Annotated in this window: 16 protein-coding genes and 2 pseudogenes; 5 read left to right on the top strand and 13 right to left on the bottom strand. The window is 58.3% G+C overall.

The window, feature by feature from the left end:
* Positions 1 to 41: 41 nt before the first annotated feature.
* The gene (locus F6Y09_RS16255; RefSeq protein ID WP_152208001.1) at positions 42 to 947 is read right to left on the bottom strand and encodes a cation diffusion facilitator family transporter; all 906 of its coding nucleotides are present in this window, start codon (positions 945 to 947) and stop codon (positions 42 to 44) included.
* A complete protein-coding gene (locus tag F6Y09_RS16260; RefSeq protein ID WP_152208002.1) occupies positions 941 to 1,255 on the bottom strand; it encodes a sigma factor in 315 nt (104 codons plus the stop codon). The genes F6Y09_RS16255 and F6Y09_RS16260 overlap by 7 nt, the downstream gene beginning before the upstream one ends.
* Before the next feature lie 365 nt (positions 1,256 to 1,620).
* On the opposite strand from F6Y09_RS16260, the gene F6Y09_RS16265 reads away from it, so the two are divergent.
* On the top strand, positions 1,621 to 2,247 hold the full coding sequence (locus F6Y09_RS16265) for a porin family protein (RefSeq protein WP_152208003.1): 627 nt from the start codon (positions 1,621 to 1,623) through the stop codon (positions 2,245 to 2,247).
* Positions 2,248 to 2,254: 7 nt separating this feature from the next.
* Here F6Y09_RS16265 and arsJ read toward each other — a convergent pair whose 3' ends face one another.
* The 3 genes and pseudogenes from arsJ to F6Y09_RS16280 all read right to left on the bottom strand — a co-directional run.
* Positions 2,255 to 3,448 carry an organoarsenical effux MFS transporter ArsJ gene (gene arsJ / locus F6Y09_RS16270; protein WP_152208004.1) on the bottom strand — a complete coding sequence of 398 codons (1,194 nt, stop codon included), beginning with the start codon at positions 3,446 to 3,448 and terminating at the stop codon, positions 2,255 to 2,257.
* Between the two features lies 1 nt (position 3,449).
* Positions 3,450 to 4,454, bottom strand: coding sequence for an ArsJ-associated glyceraldehyde-3-phosphate dehydrogenase (locus F6Y09_RS16275; RefSeq protein WP_152208005.1), 1,005 nt, complete (start codon positions 4,452 to 4,454; stop codon positions 3,450 to 3,452).
* Between the two features lie 47 nt (positions 4,455 to 4,501).
* A pseudogene (locus F6Y09_RS16280) lies at positions 4,502 to 4,825 on the bottom strand (metalloregulator ArsR/SmtB family transcription factor); the annotation flags it as partial.
* Between the two features lie 240 nt (positions 4,826 to 5,065).
* Here F6Y09_RS16280 and F6Y09_RS16285 point away from each other — a divergent pair.
* From F6Y09_RS16285 to F6Y09_RS16300, 4 genes and pseudogenes are all read left to right on the top strand, one after another.
* Positions 5,066 to 5,562 (top strand): annotated as a pseudogene (locus F6Y09_RS16285) (NADPH-dependent FMN reductase).
* Between the two features lie 10 nt (positions 5,563 to 5,572).
* Positions 5,573 to 6,643 carry an ACR3 family arsenite efflux transporter gene (gene arsB / locus F6Y09_RS16290; RefSeq protein ID WP_152208007.1) on the top strand — a complete coding sequence of 357 codons (1,071 nt, stop codon included), beginning with the start codon at positions 5,573 to 5,575 and terminating at the stop codon, positions 6,641 to 6,643.
* A gap of 54 nt (positions 6,644 to 6,697) precedes the next feature.
* Complete coding sequence (locus tag F6Y09_RS16295) at positions 6,698 to 8,014, top strand: DUF3422 family protein (protein WP_152208008.1); 1,317 nt, start codon at positions 6,698 to 6,700, stop codon at positions 8,012 to 8,014.
* Between the two features lie 119 nt (positions 8,015 to 8,133).
* On the top strand, positions 8,134 to 8,817 hold the full coding sequence (locus F6Y09_RS16300) for a type 1 glutamine amidotransferase domain-containing protein (RefSeq protein ID WP_152208009.1): 684 nt from the start codon (positions 8,134 to 8,136) through the stop codon (positions 8,815 to 8,817).
* An 83-nt stretch (positions 8,818 to 8,900) separates the two neighbouring features.
* Here the strand turns inward: F6Y09_RS16300 and F6Y09_RS16305 are convergent, their stop codons facing one another.
* The 8 genes from F6Y09_RS16305 to catC form a co-directional block, all read right to left on the bottom strand.
* Positions 8,901 to 10,076: a benzoate/H(+) symporter BenE family transporter gene (locus F6Y09_RS16305; protein ID WP_152208010.1), complete on the bottom strand. Its 1,176-nt coding sequence runs from the start codon at positions 10,074 to 10,076 to the stop codon at positions 8,901 to 8,903.
* Positions 10,077 to 10,195: 119 nt separating this feature from the next.
* Positions 10,196 to 11,542: an MFS transporter gene (locus F6Y09_RS16310; protein ID WP_152208011.1), complete on the bottom strand. Its 1,347-nt coding sequence runs from the start codon at positions 11,540 to 11,542 to the stop codon at positions 10,196 to 10,198.
* Between the two features lie 93 nt (positions 11,543 to 11,635).
* Entirely contained in the window at positions 11,636 to 12,415 is a 780-nt protein-coding gene (benD, locus tag F6Y09_RS16315; RefSeq protein ID WP_152208012.1) for a benzoate diol dehydrogenase BenD, read from the bottom strand.
* Positions 12,412 to 13,440 carry a benzoate 1,2-dioxygenase electron transfer component BenC gene (benC, locus tag F6Y09_RS16320; RefSeq protein ID WP_152208013.1) on the bottom strand — a complete coding sequence of 343 codons (1,029 nt, stop codon included), beginning with the start codon at positions 13,438 to 13,440 and terminating at the stop codon, positions 12,412 to 12,414. Before benC ends, benD begins: the two co-directional genes overlap by 4 nt.
* A gap of 20 nt (positions 13,441 to 13,460) precedes the next feature.
* Positions 13,461 to 13,952, bottom strand: coding sequence for a benzoate 1,2-dioxygenase small subunit (gene benB, locus F6Y09_RS16325; protein WP_152208014.1), 492 nt, complete (start codon positions 13,950 to 13,952; stop codon positions 13,461 to 13,463).
* Positions 13,949 to 15,340 (bottom strand): Rieske 2Fe-2S domain-containing protein, encoded by a 1,392-nt coding sequence (locus F6Y09_RS16330; RefSeq protein WP_152208015.1) that lies wholly within the window; start codon positions 15,338 to 15,340, stop codon positions 13,949 to 13,951. Before F6Y09_RS16330 ends, benB begins: the two co-directional genes overlap by 4 nt.
* A 32-nt stretch (positions 15,341 to 15,372) precedes the next feature.
* Complete coding sequence (gene catA, locus F6Y09_RS16335) at positions 15,373 to 16,314, bottom strand: catechol 1,2-dioxygenase (RefSeq protein WP_152208016.1); 942 nt, start codon at positions 16,312 to 16,314, stop codon at positions 15,373 to 15,375.
* A gap of 114 nt (positions 16,315 to 16,428) precedes the next feature.
* Positions 16,429 to 16,719: a muconolactone Delta-isomerase gene (gene catC / locus F6Y09_RS16340; RefSeq protein WP_152208017.1), complete on the bottom strand. Its 291-nt coding sequence runs from the start codon at positions 16,717 to 16,719 to the stop codon at positions 16,429 to 16,431.
* Positions 16,720 to 16,727: the final 8 nt, after the last annotated feature.

A 16,727-nucleotide genomic window follows, 5' to 3' on the forward strand; every position in this document is an offset into this window, starting at 1 on the left:
ATTTTTAAACCACCAGACTGTTTTGTATCTGGGCGGAGCTGCTAACAGCCGCAAGCGGTGGGACAGTTTGCCGCATAGGCCTCGCTCTCCGGCTGCAGCACGGTGTGATCGATCTCGAAACGCTCGCGCAACATCTCTGTCGCCAGCGTCAGCAGCCGGTCATGGCCGATGTCGCCGTCCGCCATAACCAGGTGAGCGGTTACGGCGTTGTCCCGGGTGCTCATGGCCCAAACGTGGAGATCGTGAACGGACACCACCCCGGGCAGCTCCAGCAGCGCGGCCTGCACTTCTGACAGATCAATCTCCTCCGGTACGCCATCAAACAGCAGGTGCAGGGAACGCCGGAACAGCGACCAGGTGCCCACCACGACCACCAGTGCGATCACCAGGCTCATAACCGGGTCAATCCAGCCCCAGCCCTGCCACAGATATACCGCACCGGCGACCACCACACCCAGGGACACCAGCGCATCGGCCGCCATGTGCAGGAAGGCGCCGCGGATATTGAGATCGCTTTTGCTGCCGGCCAGGAACAGCCAGGCGGTCACCGAGTTGATCACCACACCCATACCGGCAACCACCATAACGGTAACCGCCGCCACCGGAGACGGCGTTTGCAAACGTTCAATCGCCTCCCACGCCAGGTACCCCATGGCGGCAAGCAGTATCACCGCATTGACAAAGCTGGCCAGGATTGAGCCTTTGCGCCATCCATAGCTGTGGCGCATATTGGGGTGCAGCTGCGCCGCACCAAACGCGGCCCAGGCCAGCAACAGACCGCCCACATCACTGAGGTTGTGGGCCGCATCCGCCAGCAATGCCAGCGATCCGGCCTGCCAGCCGTAAAAGGCCTCGATCACCACAAAAGCCAGATTCAGTGTCACACCAATGGCAAACGCCCGGCCAAAATTCCGGGGTGCGTGATCGTGTTGGTGGGTGCTCAGCATTTGGAACCATCCGATTCGCCGTGACAACAGACGTTGCCCGCATCATCCAACACCACATCACAACGCGGCACCGGTACCCGCTGCTTGCGCAGACGATGACTGTCGGTCAGCGCGTTGCGGGCGACCCGGAACAGCCAGGCCCGGAGGCTCTGCAAGTCATAGATATTCATCCCCTCGCGCATGGCCTTGAAGAACACGTCCTGCAGGACATCGTCGGCCATCGCCGGCTCCTTCATTTGGCCGAAGAGGAATCCGCGAAGCTCCACCTGATGTTCGTGCCAGGCCTTCAGTACACAGTCAAAGGTCATATCTCCGCCTCAGCGCTTATTCTGCTGCCATAATAACCTATGCACTGTCCCCGTCACGAGGCGCGCGGACCCACACCGCTCATCGACTCACTGTTTCAGCCAGAAACAAGTATCTTTTCCTGAGTTCTCTCGTCTTCCTTCCAAGATATCCTGATAACCTCTCAAAAGGGTTGCTCTCGAAACATGCTGGAACTCCTCCGACTTGCCCGGCAGGCACCACTGGCGATACCTCACTCAGGGCGCCAACACTGACGTTTTCCAGCAAAAGTTCTGTCAAAATAGGTATACCAGGGTCGGCAGAATCCATAATGGTGACACCATTGCAGAGGATCTTGCCAGCAACCAGCCACACAGAGCGGGTATGTATGAACCTTCGAACCCTCACAGCGGTCCTGTCCGCCCTAACCCTGCCCGCGCCACCGGTGGCGGCGGAGGTTGGCTTGTCGCCGTTTGCAGGCTTTCGCATGAGCAGTTCCGTGGATATCGAGACGGCCGGTGCCAGCGCCGACGATCAGATCCACTTCCGGGATTCCCCGAGCCAGGGGCTGGCACTCAATTTTGACCTGGCCGAACCTGGCAAACAGGGGGAACTTTACTTCAGCCGGCAAAGTACCTCCGCCAGGCTGGACAACGGCCTGTTCGCCCCGGGCATCGAGTCCATTGATCTTACGATTTACCAACTCCAGTTCGGCGGGCTCTATTTTCCGGGCGGGAAGAGCTACGGAGGGTTTGTCTCCGGCGTACTGGGCGTTACCCGCCTGGAGCCGGAGGACTCGAGATACGATTCCCACCACCGGGCAGCGCTGTCGCTCGGTGGCGGCTATCAGTTTTTCCTGACCGAACATCTGCGCCTGAGACTGGATCTTCGCGGCGTTTATACCGTCCTGAACTCGGGAGGCTCAGTGTTCTGTTCCGGCGGATGCGAGCTTAGATTTCGCAGCGACGGCTACCTGCAGGTGGAAGCTGGCGCAGGATTGGGCATGCGTTTCTGACGCCGGCTCACGCCACCACTTGCCGCCGCTCGGGCAACAATACCGAGAGTAACGATGCCATGGCCACCAAACCCGATGATATCCACAGACAGGCCTCCAGCCCGAAGGCCTGGTAGATCCAGCCGGACAGAATCGTCCCCAGCAGCCGGCCGGCGGCGTTGGACATGTAGTAAAAGCCCACATCCAGGGACACGCCATCCCCTCGGGCAAAGCTGACAATCAGGTAGCTGTGCAGGGAGGAATTGATGGCGAACAGCACCCCGAACAGCAGCAAACCGCCGACAATAACCAGCTGTGGCGACCACCCCGCCATCAGGCCACCGGCAATGGCCGCAGGAACCACCGCCAGCGCTGCCGCCCAGAGCACCGCAGGTTGCTTGCCTTCCATGGTGCCGGTAATGCGCGGCGCAATGGTCTGAATAAAACCGTAGCCAATGATCCAGGTGGCCATGAAGCCCCCCACTTTCCAGAAATCCCAGCCAAACACCGTGTGCAGATAGACCGGGAGCGCCACTACGAACCACACATCCCGGGCGCCGAACAGGAACATTCGCGCCGCCGACAGCACGTTAATGGCCCGGCTCTTGGACAGGATCTCACTGAATTTCGGTTTGGCCTTGCTTTTACCCAGCTCCTGTTTGAGCAGGAACAGGCTCGCCAGCCAGACCACGGCAAGGGCAACGGCCATGATAATGACCGCTCCTGTGAAGCCAGCGGCCACCAGCAGCACACCACCGAGGAAGAAACCTAGGCCCTTGAGGGTATTCTTGGAACCGGTCAGGATCGCCACCCACTTGTACAGGGTGCCCTGCTGCTCGTCCGGCACCAGCAACTTGATGCCGCTCTTGGCGGACATCTTGTTCAGATCCTTGGCGATACCGGAGATGGCCTGCGCCGCCATTACCCAGGGTACGGTGAGCATGGCCGCCGGTACCGCCAGCATGCCGAGCGCCAGGATCTGCAGAAACAGCCCGATATTCATGGTGCGGTTCAGGCCCATGCGAGCGCCCAGATAACCGCCCACCAGGTTGGTCACCACCCCGAAGAACTCGTAAAAGACGAACAGCAGGGCGATTTCCAGCGGTGAATAGCCCAACTGATGGAAATGCAGCACCACCAGCATCCGCAGAGCCCCATCCGTCAGGGTGAAGGCCCAGTAATTGCCGGTGATGACCAGGTACTGACGGATGGCGGCGGTCATATCAGGCGGAACCTACCTTACGCGCCAGCTCGGCGGTGCGGTTGGCGTAGCCCCACTCATTGTCATACCAGGCGAAGATTTTCACCTGGGTGCCGTTGACCACCAGGGTGGACAGGGCATCGACGATGGACGAACGCGGGTCGGTCTTATAATCGATGGACACCAGCGGGCGTTCCTCGTAGCCCATTATGTCTTTCAGTTCACCTTCGGCCGCTGCTTTCAACAGCTGGTTCACGGTGTCGCGATCGGTCGGCGTTGCTACTTCAAACACGCAATCGGTCAGCGAAGCGTTGGTTAACGGCACGCGCACCGCGTGGCCATCCAGCCGCCCTTTCAGTTCCGGGAAGATCTCGATAATCGCCGTCGCAGAACCGGTGCTGGTCGGGATCAATGAACTGCCACAGGCCCGGGCCCGACGCAGGTCTTTGTGGGGCGCATCCAGGATGGTCTGGGTATTGGTCACGCTGTGAATGGTGGTGATGGAGCCGTGTTTGATGCCCAGTTTCTCGTGAATGACTTTGACCACCGGGGCCAGGCAGTTGGTGGTGCAGGAAGCCGCGGTGACGATACGGTCCTTGGCCGGGTCGAAGATATGGTCATTGACGCCCAGCACGATGTTCTTGGCACCGGCTTCCTTGACCGGGGCAGTCACAACCACACGCGTCACACCCTGATCCAGATAGCCCTGCAGCACCGCCACTGTCTTCATCTTGCCACTGGCTTCGATGACCAGATCGCAGCCGGACCAGTCGGTGTCGCCTATGACCTTGTTCCTGGTGACGCGGATGCGCTGGCCTTCAATCACCATATCCTGGCCATCCGCGCCGGCTTCGTGATGCCAGCGGCCGTGCACGCTGTCGAAGTTCAGCAGGTGCGCCAGGGTACCGGCGTCAGCACCCGGATCGTTAATGGCCACAAATTCCATCTCCGGCCATTCCCAGGCGGCCCGCAGAGCCAGGCGGCCAATGCGACCAAATCCGTTTATTCCTACTTTGATCCTGCTCATCTCTTGTGCTCCTGAATAAGTCTTCAAGCTGTCCAATCAAACTGACTTCACAGTAAACGTACAACAGGTCGGTCGGTCATCGCACGCAGCCTCTCCATTTCCTGTTCTACCAGCGCTGTGTTGCTGTCTGAAGTCCCATTCAGCACCCTGGTCAGCCATTGCGGCATCTGCGGGTGGAGAAAATAATAGATCCATTGGCCCTGGCGCTCCGTGTCCAGAAGGCCCGCTTCTTTCAGGTTTGCCAGATGTCGGCTGACTTTTGGCTGGGACGAATCAAGCGCCGTGGTCAGCTCATACACACAGAGTTTTTTCTGGTCTCGAATCAGCATCATGATGGCCAGCCGCAACTCATCGCCAAGCGCCCGGAAAACGGTGAGCGGGTTGGCTCAGTGCTGGCGCTGGCCACGTCAAAACGGTCCCCGGCCATATGCTTATTAATAAATATGTGGTTTTTCGGATATTAAAATGGGTAACGGCAAAGTAAACCCCTGATCGATAAAAATCACCCGGTGCGACAGGAACAAAAACCGCTGTATCTTTAATACCTTTCATTCGTCTGCTTTCCAGTTATCCTCTGCACTTCAATCCAGGTCCGCACCTTGTGGAGCAACATGACATACCCAGATCTACCAAACATTGATGCAGAGCTGTTCGCCGCCCCCACAGCCGACAACGTTTTCGAATCCAAACCGTCCACCCACCCACCCCGGATTCTTCTGCTTTATGGCTCGCTCCGGGAACGCTCTTTCAGCCGTCTGGCGGTGCAGGAGGCTGACCAGCTGCTGGCGGTCATGGGCGCCGAAACCCGCATCTTCAATCCGCGCGGCCTGCTCCCAGTCCTTCAATGCGGTGAACCAGCTTCGGCTGCTGGATGCGGATGGTGACCATTACCAATCTGTCATCGGTGCCCAAGGCGTTTACGGAATTCGATGACAATGACCGCATGATGCCGTCGCCTTATTACAACCCCATCGTGGATGTGATGGAGGAACTGGTGAAATTCACTATTCTGATACGGGATCACAGCGACTATCTGACGGACCGCTATTCCGAGCGAGTGGCAAGTGCCGAGGAAGTATCAAAACGCGTCAACCAGCGTTCCATGTGAGAGGTAGGTAATGAGCAGCAATGCAGAAGTCACCCAAGCGGAAGACACCGGCGGCGGCATGGACCTGTTTGGCAGGTATCTGTCGGTCTGGGTCGCCCTGGCCATCGTCGCCGGTGTGGCCCTGGGCCAGCTGGCGCCCTCGGTACCCGAGACACTGTCCCGCTTCGAATATGCCCAGGTTTCCATCCCCATCGCCGTCCTGATCTGGGCGATGATTTTCCCGATGATGACCCAGATTGATTTCGGTGCCATCGTGGATGTCAGGAAAGAGCCTAAAGGGTTAGCCATCACCACAGTGGTGAACTGGTTGATCAAGCCCTTCACCATGTTCGCCATCGCCTGGTTCTTCCTGATGGTCGTGTTCGAGCCGTTTATTGCGCCGGAACTGGCCAGCGAATACCTTGCCGGTGCGATTCTGCTGGGCGCTGCACCCTGTACTGCCATGGTGTTTGTCTGGAGCTACCTGACCAAAGGCGATGCGGCTTATACCCTGGTTCAAGTCTCGCTGAACGACATCATCATGCTCTTTGCCTTCGCACCCATCGTGGTGTTCTTGCTGGGCATTTCCGATATCCAGGTGCCCTGGGATACGGTCATCCTCTCAGTGGTGTTGTTTATCGTCATCCCGCTGGTCGCCGGCTACCTGACCCGCCGTACGCTGACCGCCCGGCGCGGCCAGCGCTGGTTTGATGAAGTCTTTATGAAACGCATCGGGCCGGTCACCCCTGCGGCACTGATCGTTACCCTGATGCTGCTGTTTGCCTTCCAGGGCGAGGTCATACTCAACAATCCACTGCACATTCTGCTGATCGCAATTCCACTGATCATTCAGACCTTTCTGATTTTTTTCATCGCCTATGGCTGGGCAAGGCTCTGGAAAGTACGCCACTGCATTGCAGCGCCGGGCGCCATGATTGGCGCCAGTAACTTTTTCGAACTGGCAGTTGCCGCAGCCATTGCCCTGTTCGGCCTGCAATCCGGGGCCGCACTGGCAACGGTGGTTGGCGTGTTGGTCGAGGTGCCGATCATGCTGATGCTGGTACGCATTGCCAACAAGACCAGGGACCATTTTCCGGCTTGAACGCCCGGAACTGAACACCACCGAATTCAATAGAAGGTTAACCGGAGTGTGTACATGGCATATTCATTGAACCTGCCCGAAGCCAATTTACATCCTGAGCGGGCCAGCCTGTACCAGGAACTTCACGCCAGGCCATTCCCGATCATCGAGCAAACCGGGCACATCACTCACCTGGCGCTGTTACTTAACGAGTCTGAACGCGAGGCAGACTACAGGCGTTTAGTCGACCTGTGCCATCATTATGGCGTCAACCCGCCAGAGCCCGGGGTGACCAGTTTCAATCAGGCCCTCGGCGATATCCGACTGCGCTGGGAACGACACCTGGAATTCGTCACTTACACTTTCATGCGGGATGAGACCAGTGGCGCCCCGTTTGAGAACAGCGCCTGGGCCCTGTTGCCACAGTCCTGGGTAACACAATTCCCCGGTTTGCTGGTTGCGGCCTTCAATCTGGATCTGGTCGCATCCGAACAGGCCAACTGGAGTCGCGAAGCACTGGCCGACGCGTTTGAAGGTCAGCGGTTGATTCAGGCGCCTCTTGCCAATGGCGCGGCAACGCTGATCAGTGCGTTTCGTTTGCACGGCGATGGTTTTGGGCGTTTCCTGATGCACTCCGAGGGCTTGAAGCCCAGTCATCTGGGTCGTCTGGTGCAACGTGTGCTGGAACTGGAAACCTATCGGCTGATGGCATTGCTCAGCACTCGTATGGCCAGAGAACTGGCGCCCGTCCTCGGTGCCATGGACAGCCAGCTCGCGGACATCATCACCCGCCTGTCCCAGGAAGCCGAGCTCAATGAAGAGCAGGCCCTGTTGACCGAGCTGACCGCTATGGCAGCCCGCATCGAGCAGGAAAGGGCGCACACCACCACCCGCTTCGGGGCCACCCGCGCCTACTATGAACTGGTGCAACGCAGGCTCACCGAGCTGGAAGAAGTGCAAACCGGACGCAACTTCACCCTGCACGACTTTTTCCACCGCCGTCTGACCCCCTCGGTGAACACCTGCGATGCGGTCAGCATTCGCCTGGAAGATATTGCGCGTCGCATCGAGCGGGCCGGTGACCTGATTCGAACCCGAGTGGATTTAAAGCTCGAAGCCCAGAACCGCAACCTGCTCGACTCAATGAACCGCCGTTCGCTGTTGCAATTGCGGCTGCAGCAGACAGTGGAAGGGCTATCCATAGCGGCGATTAGCTACTACAGCGTCAGCCTGTTGCGGTACCTGTTTTACGCGCTACAAAGCTATTGGCCCGGGTTCAATGCTACCTGGGCGACGGCGGCCAGCATTCCTTTGGTTGTTGGCGCCATCTGGTGGACAACCCGACGCATCAAACGGCTGATCATAAATGCTGAAGACTCTGGTGCCCGATAAACCCGCTGCCGGTGGACTCGGTGGGTTGAAATTAATGGGACTAAGCACAAGGTCCTATAACAAGGCAGTCAATAACTGTTCGAAGTCCCACTAATCCATCGATCACAAGGAAAGACTCTATGAAAGTTCTGATGGTTCTGACTTCCCACGACCAACTGGGGGATTCCGGCAACAAAACCGGTTTCTGGCTCGAAGAATTTACCGCGCCCTATTATGTGTTCAAGGATGCTGGTGCGGACATCACCCTGGCCTCCCCCAAGGGCGGACAACCTCCGGTGGACCCCGCCAGCGAAGCAGAGGAAGCGCTCACCGCGACCACCCGCCGTTTCGAGGAAGACGCCCACGCCAAGGAATCCCTCGCCAGCACCAAAAAACTGGCGGATGTCGACATGAGTCAGTTCGACGCCATTTTCTATCCTGGTGGCCACGGCCCGATGTGGGACCTGGCAAACAATGAAAAAAGCATCGCCCTGATCAAGACCGCCTACGAGCAGGACAAAGTCATTTGCGCGGTCTGTCACGCGCCCGCCGTGTTCAGGAACGTGGAAGTGAAGCCCGGCCAGAACATTGTCGGCGGCCGCAAAGTGACCGGTTTCAGCAACAGCGAAGAGGAAGCCGTTGGCCTGACCAACATCGTGCCTTTCCTGCTGGAAGACATGCTGAAGGAGAATGCCGCCACCTACTCCAAAGGTGATGATTGGGCACCGTACATTGTGGTGGACGGCAAGCTGATCACCGGCCAGAATCCGGCCTCCTCCGAAGGCGCGGCCAAGGCGGTCGTTCAGGCTCTTCAGGAAAGCTGAACCTCTCCTGAATCCGCTGTACCCCGGCGTGGCTGACCAGCACGCCGGGGCTCCTGTCCCAAATCAACCACTCCCGCTCCTGATTATTTTTTGCCCGCCCGGCCGTTCAGAACCAGGTAGCAGCCGTATCCGATAATCACGCCCCAAAACGCGGAGGATAAACCGAACAGGGACATGCCAGACGCAGTCACCACAAACGTGATCAGCGATGCCTCCCGGTGACTGGCTTCTTCCAGTGCGGAAAACAGGTTGCCAGCAATGGCGCCCAGCAACGCCAGGCCCGCAAGCACGGCAACAAACGCGGCAGGCAGTGACGTGAACAGGCTGACGATGGTGCCGGCAAACAGGCCTCCGACCAGATAGAACACTCCGTTAAACACACCCGCAACATACCGGCGGGACGGATCTTCATGGGCATCCTTGCCGGTGCAGATAGCCGCCGTGATCGCAGCCACCACCGTAGTGATGCCCCCGAATAACGCCATGGGCAACGACACCAGGCTGGTCACGCTAATGATCGGTTTAGCCCTGACGCGATAACCGGCCCCCTGAAGGATCGCCATGCCCGGCAGGAACTGCCCGGTCAGACTCACCAGCACCAGGGGAATCGCCAGGCTCAAGGTTGAAGCCAGGGTCCATTCCGGCTGTATGAATTGCGGAACGGCTATGCTCCAGCGCACACCGGACAGCGATGCGCCCTCCAGAACCACCGCCAGAATCACGCCGACAATCAACAGCAGCACCAGGGTGTATTTGGGGACCAGGCGGCGGAACACCACATAGGAAACCAGCATGCCGATGGCCAATGCCGGGGTGGTTTCAATGGCAGTAAATGCCCCCACCCCAAACTGGAACAGGATGCCCGCCATCATGCCGGCGGCAATGCCCTTGGGAATGGCACGGACAATGGTGTCAAAGGTCCCCGATACACCAATTACAAAGATAATGATCGCAGCCGTGATGTAGGCGCCTATGGCCTCATTCAGGGAGAGCTCCGGAAACAGCGTTACCAGCAGCGCGGTGCCGGGTGCGGACCAGGCGGTAACCACCGGCACTTTGAGCCAGATCGACAGGATAATGCCGGATATCCCGGCCCCAATGGAAATTGCCCAGACCCAGGAGGTCATCATTTCCGTGGAGATACCGGCACTGGCGCCGGCCTGGAAAAAGATCGCCAGCGGCCCGGAATAGGACACCAGAACCGCCAGAAACCCGGCAACGATTGCAGGCAAAGATAGGTCTTTCAGAAATTGCGCCATAGCGGACTCCTTGTGGATACCATTACCAAAGACTGCAAATAAAAAAGACCCCGGCTCAAGTGCCGGGGTAATAAAGGATTCGAGTTGCAATCCCTAAGGATCGCACCTTATCCCAGTGATCAGCTGCTCGCTGCCAGAACGGTCTCATCTTCCGGTTGCACGCCTTTCTCACCAAAACGGCGGCCTACCAGGGCAACGGCTACGGTGGCAATGGCACCGGGAATGGCCAGGGCCAGGAAATTCAGTTGGTGCGGCAATGCCAGCGCCAGCAGTGTTCCCCCGAGCATGGGCCCGACAATGGCACCGTTGCGCCCGATACCGGATGCCCAGCCAAGGCCCGTAGAACGGATACTGGTGGGATAATACTGGGCCACGTAAGCGTACAACAGGATCTGGGAGCCAATAGTCGTGGCACCGGCAATACCCACCAGCGTATACAGGACCCACATCGGGTTGTCGTAGCCCAACAGTACCAGCGACCCAGAGCCCAGAATGAAGAACGACACCAGCACCGAGCGCAGCGACAGCCGATCCGCCAGCCAGCCACCGCCGATAGCACCGATGATCGCACCAATATTCAGCACCATCAGGAACATCAGGCTGGAACTCAGGGCATAACCGGCATTGGACATCAGTTTCGGTAACCAGGAACCGAGAGCGTAGACCATCAGCAGGCAGCAGAAGAAGGCCGTCCAGAACATCAGGGTGCTCATGGCACGGCCCTCGCGGAACAGCTCCAGCACGGGGGCTTTGCTATTAGTCGTTGGCGGTACTACCAGCACGTCGTGCTCCTTGATGTGTCTGAACGGAGCCACTTGCGTCAGGATATTACGGGCTTCGTCCTCGCGCTTCTGAGCCATCAGGAAGGCCACCGATTCCGGCAGGAACTTGAGCATGAAGGGCAACATCAGCATCGGCACAAAGGCCAGATAGAACATGATCTCCCAGCCATAGTTGGGCACGATCCAGATGCCCAGGCCAGCGGATATCATGCCGCCTACCGCGTAACCGCTGAACATCAGGGCCACCAGCGTGCTGCGCTTGCGCGCCGGTGCGTATTCACTCATCAGTGAGACTACGTTTGGCATCACACCGCCTATCCCGAGGCCAGCGATAAAGCGCAGGATGCCGAACTGCCAGGGCGTGGTGGCAAAGCCGTTGATTACCGTGGTCACACTGAAGAGCACCACACAGCCGATAATGACTTTCTTACGTCCCAGCCGGTCCGACAGCATGCCAAACCCCATGGCCCCGAACATCATACCGAACAGGGCACTGCTGCCGAGCAGCCCGGCCACGTACGGGTTCAGGTTCCACTGTTCCATCAGGATAGGAAGCACGACGCCGTAGATCACCAGATCATAGCCGTCGAAAATGATAATCAGGGTGCACCAGAAGAGCACCTTCCAGTGAAACCGGTTGAATTTGGCGTTATCAATAACGTCGTTTACGTCAATGTTTCTCATGATTTCTCTTCCGATGTTGTTCTTATCAAGACTCAGCGTGATTGGGCAATCCGGGTTTCTCTTGATCAGGGTTTCTCTTGATCTGGATTATTCCTAACCCAGATCACCCCCGGCCACAGGCAGGACAGTACCTGTCATATAGGACGACGCATCCGATGCCAGGAAAAGGATGGGTTCAGCCTGCTCGTCCAGGGTGCCATAACGATGCATGAGGCTGTTTTCCGTGGTCTGGTCGATCAGCGTCTGGTACCACGCTTTTTCCTGCCTGGTCTGCGCTTTCGCGTTGCGTGGCGTCAGCCTCGGGGGTGCCTCAGTACCACCCGGTGCGGCGGCATTCACCCGAATATTGTGGGGCGCGTACTCGTATGCCATATTCACGGTCATGGCGTTAACGCCGCCCTTGGCCGCACCATAGGGCACTCTCATCAATCCCCGTGTTGCCACGGATGATACGTTCACGATCACCCCGCCCTTCTGCTCCAGCATGTAGGGCAGTACCGCACGGCAACACCACAGGGTGGTAAACAGCGAGCGCCGGATTTCCTTCTCGATCTGCTCCGGGGTGTAGTGTTCGAACGGCTGCGCCCAGATCGTCCCACCGACGTTGTTGATCAGGATGTCGATGCGGCCGAACTGCTTGTGGGCCTCCGCCATGATGGTTTCGGCCCCGACCCAGGTTTCCAGGTCGGCCTGCATCGCGACGGCATCGGCACCCTGGTCACGCAGCTCCGCGGCCACACCCTGCACGTAATCCGCAATATCGACCAGCAGCAACCTGGCGCCTTCGGCGGCCGCCAGCTCGGCGACACGCTTTCCGATGCCCTGGGCGGCCCCGGTAATCACCATGATCTTGTCGGTGAAGCGGGCTTTCATGCGACTTTCTCCCTGGATTCCGGAGCGCTTGGTGTGAACTTCTCATAATGGAATGAGTTCGGTTTGATGCCCTGCTCCCGGAAGAACCCGAGCACGGAATCCACCATCGGAGGCGGCCCGCACAGGTAGACATCCACATCCCCTTTGTTCAGTGGCGCTTCGTCCATGTGATGTGTGACATAACCCTTGCGTGGATGATCGCTGTCTTCGCCGGACACACAGGTGACATAACTGAAGTTGTCCAGCTCCGCGGCAAAGCGGTCCAGACTATCCAGGCACACCAGGTCGTCCTCGCTGCTTACGCCATACACCAAATGCGTGGGCAGGTCACAGCCCTTGGCCTTCATGTGCTCCAGTTTTGCCAGGAACGGCGCCAGACCGGTTCCGCCCGCCAGCATCAGGACCGGACGCTCGATCGGGCGCAAGTAGAAGCTGCCCATGGGGCCGGTCAGGGTGACCTTGTCCCCGGTGCGGGCATTGCCCACCAGCCAGGAGCTCATCAGCCCCCCCGGCACATTGCGAATCAGGAAACTCAGGTCCCGGCTACCGGGCTTGGAGCTGAAAGAATAGGACCGCGTCTGGTCGCTACCCGGTACCTGAATGTTGACGTACTGCCCAGGCAAGAAGGCCAGGTCGGCCGCCGCCGTGATTTTCAGTTCGATCGACGTGGGCGAGATCAGGTTCACCTCGGCTACGATACCCGTAACTTCGGCGCTGCTGGTCTTGCACATAGTGGACGCCACAGGCACTTCCACCACACAATCGCTGGAGGGCACCATCTGGCAGGTCAGGACCATGCCTTGATCGGCTTCCTCGTCAGACAGCGCTTCGTCAAGGTACTCCTCACCCATGTCGAACTCGCCCTGATGGCAAGCACCCTTGCAGGTGCCACAGACGCCATCGGAGCAGTCCATAGGCAGATTGATCTGCGCACGGTAGGCGGCATCGAGAACCGTTTCGCCTTCGTTGCAGGATACAAAACGGGTAACGCCGTCTTCAAAATTAAGCGCGATGTTGTAACTCATGATGATGCTCTCCCCATCAATTACAGGTGGTAAACGTCCAGCACCTGATTGATGCAATCGTTGTTCAGAACCAGCCGTTTCTCCCGGATCAGTGGCTGCTCGCCGCTGATATCCAGGGTGTAAAAGGAGGTTCCGAAGAATTCGGCCGATTTCTTGTAACGGTAAGCCTTGGTCAGCCAGTTAAACCGCAGCGTCACTTCACTGCCGCTCTGGGACAGGATCTCCAGATTGCTGGTGAAGTGCGTGGTGCGGGGCTCCGGCATGGAGCTCGCACCGGAACGCTCGGTCTTGATCCGGTAAATCCGGTCTTCCAGGCCATCCTTGTTGGGATAGTAGATGAGCGAGATCTCGCTTTGCGGATCCTCGGTCAGCTCATCGTCGTCATCCCAGGCTGGCATCCAGTAGGTAACGTCCTCGTGATAGCACGCCAACCAGTTGTCCCACTCTCGGTCATCCAGGAAGCGGGCTTCGCGAATGATGAATTGCTCGATGTCGTGATAACTCAGGCTCATGCGGACGCCTCCTCTGACGCTGTTGAACTCGAAGCCAGGGGGATGAAACGGGCCTGCTCGGTTGCTATGGCACGGGTCATCTCAACCTGCCAGTGTTTGTGATGGTTCACGTACAGACCTTCGTCGTCCGGTCTTGCGCCGCTCATGATCGGCTTCATATCGATCTGCTTGGCGTGCTCGTCCGGGCCGTCAATCCAGTGCGTCGCACCACGGCTCATGTCGTTCCAGCGCATATCACGGGCTTCGTAGCCGTTCTGGCAGGCGCGGAATTCTTCCAGATCATCCGGCGTGCCCATGCCGGTCACGTTAAAGAAATCCTCGTACTGACGGATACGCTTGGTGCGCAGTTCCGCCGGCTCGTTCTTCGGACCGAAAGCATAGATAGTCACTTCGGTCTTGTTGACGTCAATGGGCCGGGTCACGCGGATCTGTGTCGAGAACTGATCCATCAGGTAAACGTTGGGGTACAGGCACAGGTTCTTGGTGGTGCGGACGATGGAGTCCGCACGAGCCTCGCCGTAAGTCTCTTTCAGCCGCTCCAGCTGGCTGAAGATCGGACGTACTTCCGGATTCAGCAGGCGGGTCCACAGCATCATGTGACCGTTCTCGAAGGAATAGAAACCGCCCTCGGCTGACCAGCTCTTGGCGTCAACCGCTTCGGTGCCGCCCTTGTCGTAGTTGCGCTGACCCATGGTGGACAGGTAGTTCCAGTGCACGGTACCGACGTGATAACCGTCTGCGCCATTTTCAGCGGTCAGCTTCCAGTTACCTTCGTAGGTGTAGGTCGAGCTGCCCCGCAGGATCTCCAGGCCGTCTTCCGACTGATCGACGATGTTGTCGATGATCTTGGTGGTTTCACCCAGATGCTCGTCCAAAGGCGGGACATCAGCGTTCAGGCTGCCGAAGAGAAAACCACGGTAGTTTTCGAACTTGGCCATGTGCTTCAGGTTGTGGGAGCCGTCGGTATTGAACTGCTCCGGATAACCGCCTTTCTTCTGGTCCTTCGCCTTCAGCAGCTGACCGTCGTTACGGAAGGTCCAGCCATGGAACGGGCAGGTAAAGGAGGTCTTGTTACCACGCTTCTTGCGACACAGGGTGGCGCCACGGTGGGAACAGGTGTTCAGAATGGCCTGGGGGCCACCTTCCTTGGTGCGGGTGATGACCACCGGCTGGCGACCCACGGTTACCGTGAAGTAGTCACCCGGCTCCGGGATCTGGCTCTCATGGGCCAGGTAAACCCAGTTGCCTTCAAAGATGTACTTCATTTCCAGGTCGAACAGATCCTGGTCGGTGAAGACACCACGATCGCACTGATAACGGCCGGTGTTCGGGTCGGCGATTACCGCGTTGCGTACCTTGTCTGCGAGCTTTTCGAGTTTGCTGTTCATGTGGTTCACTCCGTCTTGTTCTTGGGTGGCACTTACGCAGCGTCTGTTTCCAGGGCGCGCTGACGCGCATGGCGTTCCTGGAGTTCCGGCTTGTCCGTGGTCACCAGGGTGACGTTGAATTCAACCTCGGTAATCGGACCACTCACGCCATGCTTCGCGCCGGTCCCGGACTGCTCAACGCGGTTGGCGTCCACCACCAGCTCTTCACGGGTTGCAAAGGCGAAATCGTCGTAGGTGTACTCATCCCCGGCAATGTTGATCTGGGTGGTCAGGTGCTTGTAACCCGGCTTCGACACAAAGTAATGAATGTGCGCCGGACGCTGGCCGTGGCGACCCAGGTGGTTCAGCAACTGCTGGGTGGAACCTTCTGGCGGGCAACCGTAACCGGAGGGCATGATGCTCTGGGCGGCATAGCGGCCTTCGGCATCGGTCTTGATGCGACGGCGCAGGTTGTATTCACTTTGGGACTGGTCAAAGTAGGAGTAGGCGCCCTTGGTGTCAGCGTGCCAGATATCCACGATGGCGTTGGCCAGCGGCGCGCCGCTTTCGTCGGTGATCTGGCCCTTGATCAGGATGACTTCGGCGGCCTGGTCGGAGCCGTCGTCCATACGGGCAAAGCTTTCGCTTACCGGCGCACCCGCAACGTACAGCGGACCTTCGATAGTGCGCGGTGTACCCCCGGCCAGGCCAGCCTGCTCATCTTCCGCGTCCTGGCGAATGTCCAGATAGCGGTCCATACCCAGGCCCGGCGCCAACAGAGCTGCCTCGCCATTGGCACCCAGTTCACCGACGTAGTAGACAGCGCTCCAGAACTCTTCGGGCGTGACATCGAAATCTTCCACGATCTGGAAGATATCGTGCATGACACGGTGAACGATTTTCTTCACCCGTTCGTTGCCACCGTCCTTGTTGAAGCCGGCCACTTTCTCCAGCAGTTCCTTCACATCAGCGGATTGCATGGTTTTTACGGTCATTGTTGGTCTCCTCGGTCTTTTGTTGTTGTTGCTCAAGACATCCCATCAATTGGCAACATCATAGGTTCAGCCCTTTGGCCATTGGCCGGGCCGGTATCGTGTAACGGGTCCTGCTCAGCTATCGTCCTCACGAATTGAGGATGGATGACAGCACAGGGGTGCAACGGTGATGTCCATATAAGGGAACAGCGGAAGATTGCTGATCAGGTCCTGTAATTCGGCGTTGTCCTCGACATCAAAAATGCTGACATTGGCGTAGCTGCCCGCCACCCGCCAAAGGTGGCGCCACTTGCCCTGTTGTTGCAGGTCCCGGGCGTAGGCTTTTTCCCGGGTCTTGATGTCCGCAACGACGTCGGCGGGCATGTCGTGGGGGATGTTTACCTTCATCTCGACTTTGAACAGCATCTGCTTTC

This window comes from Marinobacter changyiensis (assembly GCF_009193265.1).
Taxonomy (GTDB): domain Bacteria; phylum Pseudomonadota; class Gammaproteobacteria; order Pseudomonadales; family Oleiphilaceae; genus Marinobacter; species Marinobacter changyiensis.

What these genes read in the sequence shown, in the direction of transcription:
- F6Y09_RS16255 (WP_152208001.1), bottom strand. Translation starts at nt 947, where the DNA reads ATGCTGAGCACCCACCAACACGATCACGCACCCCGGAATTTTGGCCGG.
- F6Y09_RS16260 (WP_152208002.1), bottom strand. Translation starts at nt 1,255, where the DNA reads ATGACCTTTGACTGTGTACTGAAGGCCTGGCACGAACATCAGGTGGAG.
- F6Y09_RS16265 (WP_152208003.1), top strand. Translation starts at nt 1,621, where the DNA reads ATGAACCTTCGAACCCTCACAGCGGTCCTGTCCGCCCTAACCCTGCCC.
- arsJ (WP_152208004.1), bottom strand. Translation starts at nt 3,448, where the DNA reads ATGACCGCCGCCATCCGTCAGTACCTGGTCATCACCGGCAATTACTGG.
- F6Y09_RS16275 (WP_152208005.1), bottom strand. Translation starts at nt 4,454, where the DNA reads ATGAGCAGGATCAAAGTAGGAATAAACGGATTTGGTCGCATTGGCCGC.
- arsB (WP_152208007.1), top strand. Translation starts at nt 5,573, where the DNA reads ATGAGCAGCAATGCAGAAGTCACCCAAGCGGAAGACACCGGCGGCGGC.
- F6Y09_RS16295 (WP_152208008.1), top strand. Translation starts at nt 6,698, where the DNA reads ATGGCATATTCATTGAACCTGCCCGAAGCCAATTTACATCCTGAGCGG.
- F6Y09_RS16300 (WP_152208009.1), top strand. Translation starts at nt 8,134, where the DNA reads ATGAAAGTTCTGATGGTTCTGACTTCCCACGACCAACTGGGGGATTCC.
- F6Y09_RS16305 (WP_152208010.1), bottom strand. Translation starts at nt 10,076, where the DNA reads ATGGCGCAATTTCTGAAAGACCTATCTTTGCCTGCAATCGTTGCCGGG.
- F6Y09_RS16310 (WP_152208011.1), bottom strand. Translation starts at nt 11,542, where the DNA reads ATGAGAAACATTGACGTAAACGACGTTATTGATAACGCCAAATTCAAC.
- benD (WP_152208012.1), bottom strand. Translation starts at nt 12,415, where the DNA reads ATGAAAGCCCGCTTCACCGACAAGATCATGGTGATTACCGGGGCCGCC.
- benC (WP_152208013.1), bottom strand. Translation starts at nt 13,440, where the DNA reads ATGAGTTACAACATCGCGCTTAATTTTGAAGACGGCGTTACCCGTTTT.
- benB (WP_152208014.1), bottom strand. Translation starts at nt 13,952, where the DNA reads ATGAGCCTGAGTTATCACGACATCGAGCAATTCATCATTCGCGAAGCC.
- F6Y09_RS16330 (WP_152208015.1), bottom strand. Translation starts at nt 15,340, where the DNA reads ATGAACAGCAAACTCGAAAAGCTCGCAGACAAGGTACGCAACGCGGTA.
- catA (WP_152208016.1), bottom strand. Translation starts at nt 16,314, where the DNA reads ATGACCGTAAAAACCATGCAATCCGCTGATGTGAAGGAACTGCTGGAG.
- catC (WP_152208017.1), bottom strand. Translation starts at nt 16,719, where the DNA reads ATGCTGTTCAAAGTCGAGATGAAGGTAAACATCCCCCACGACATGCCC.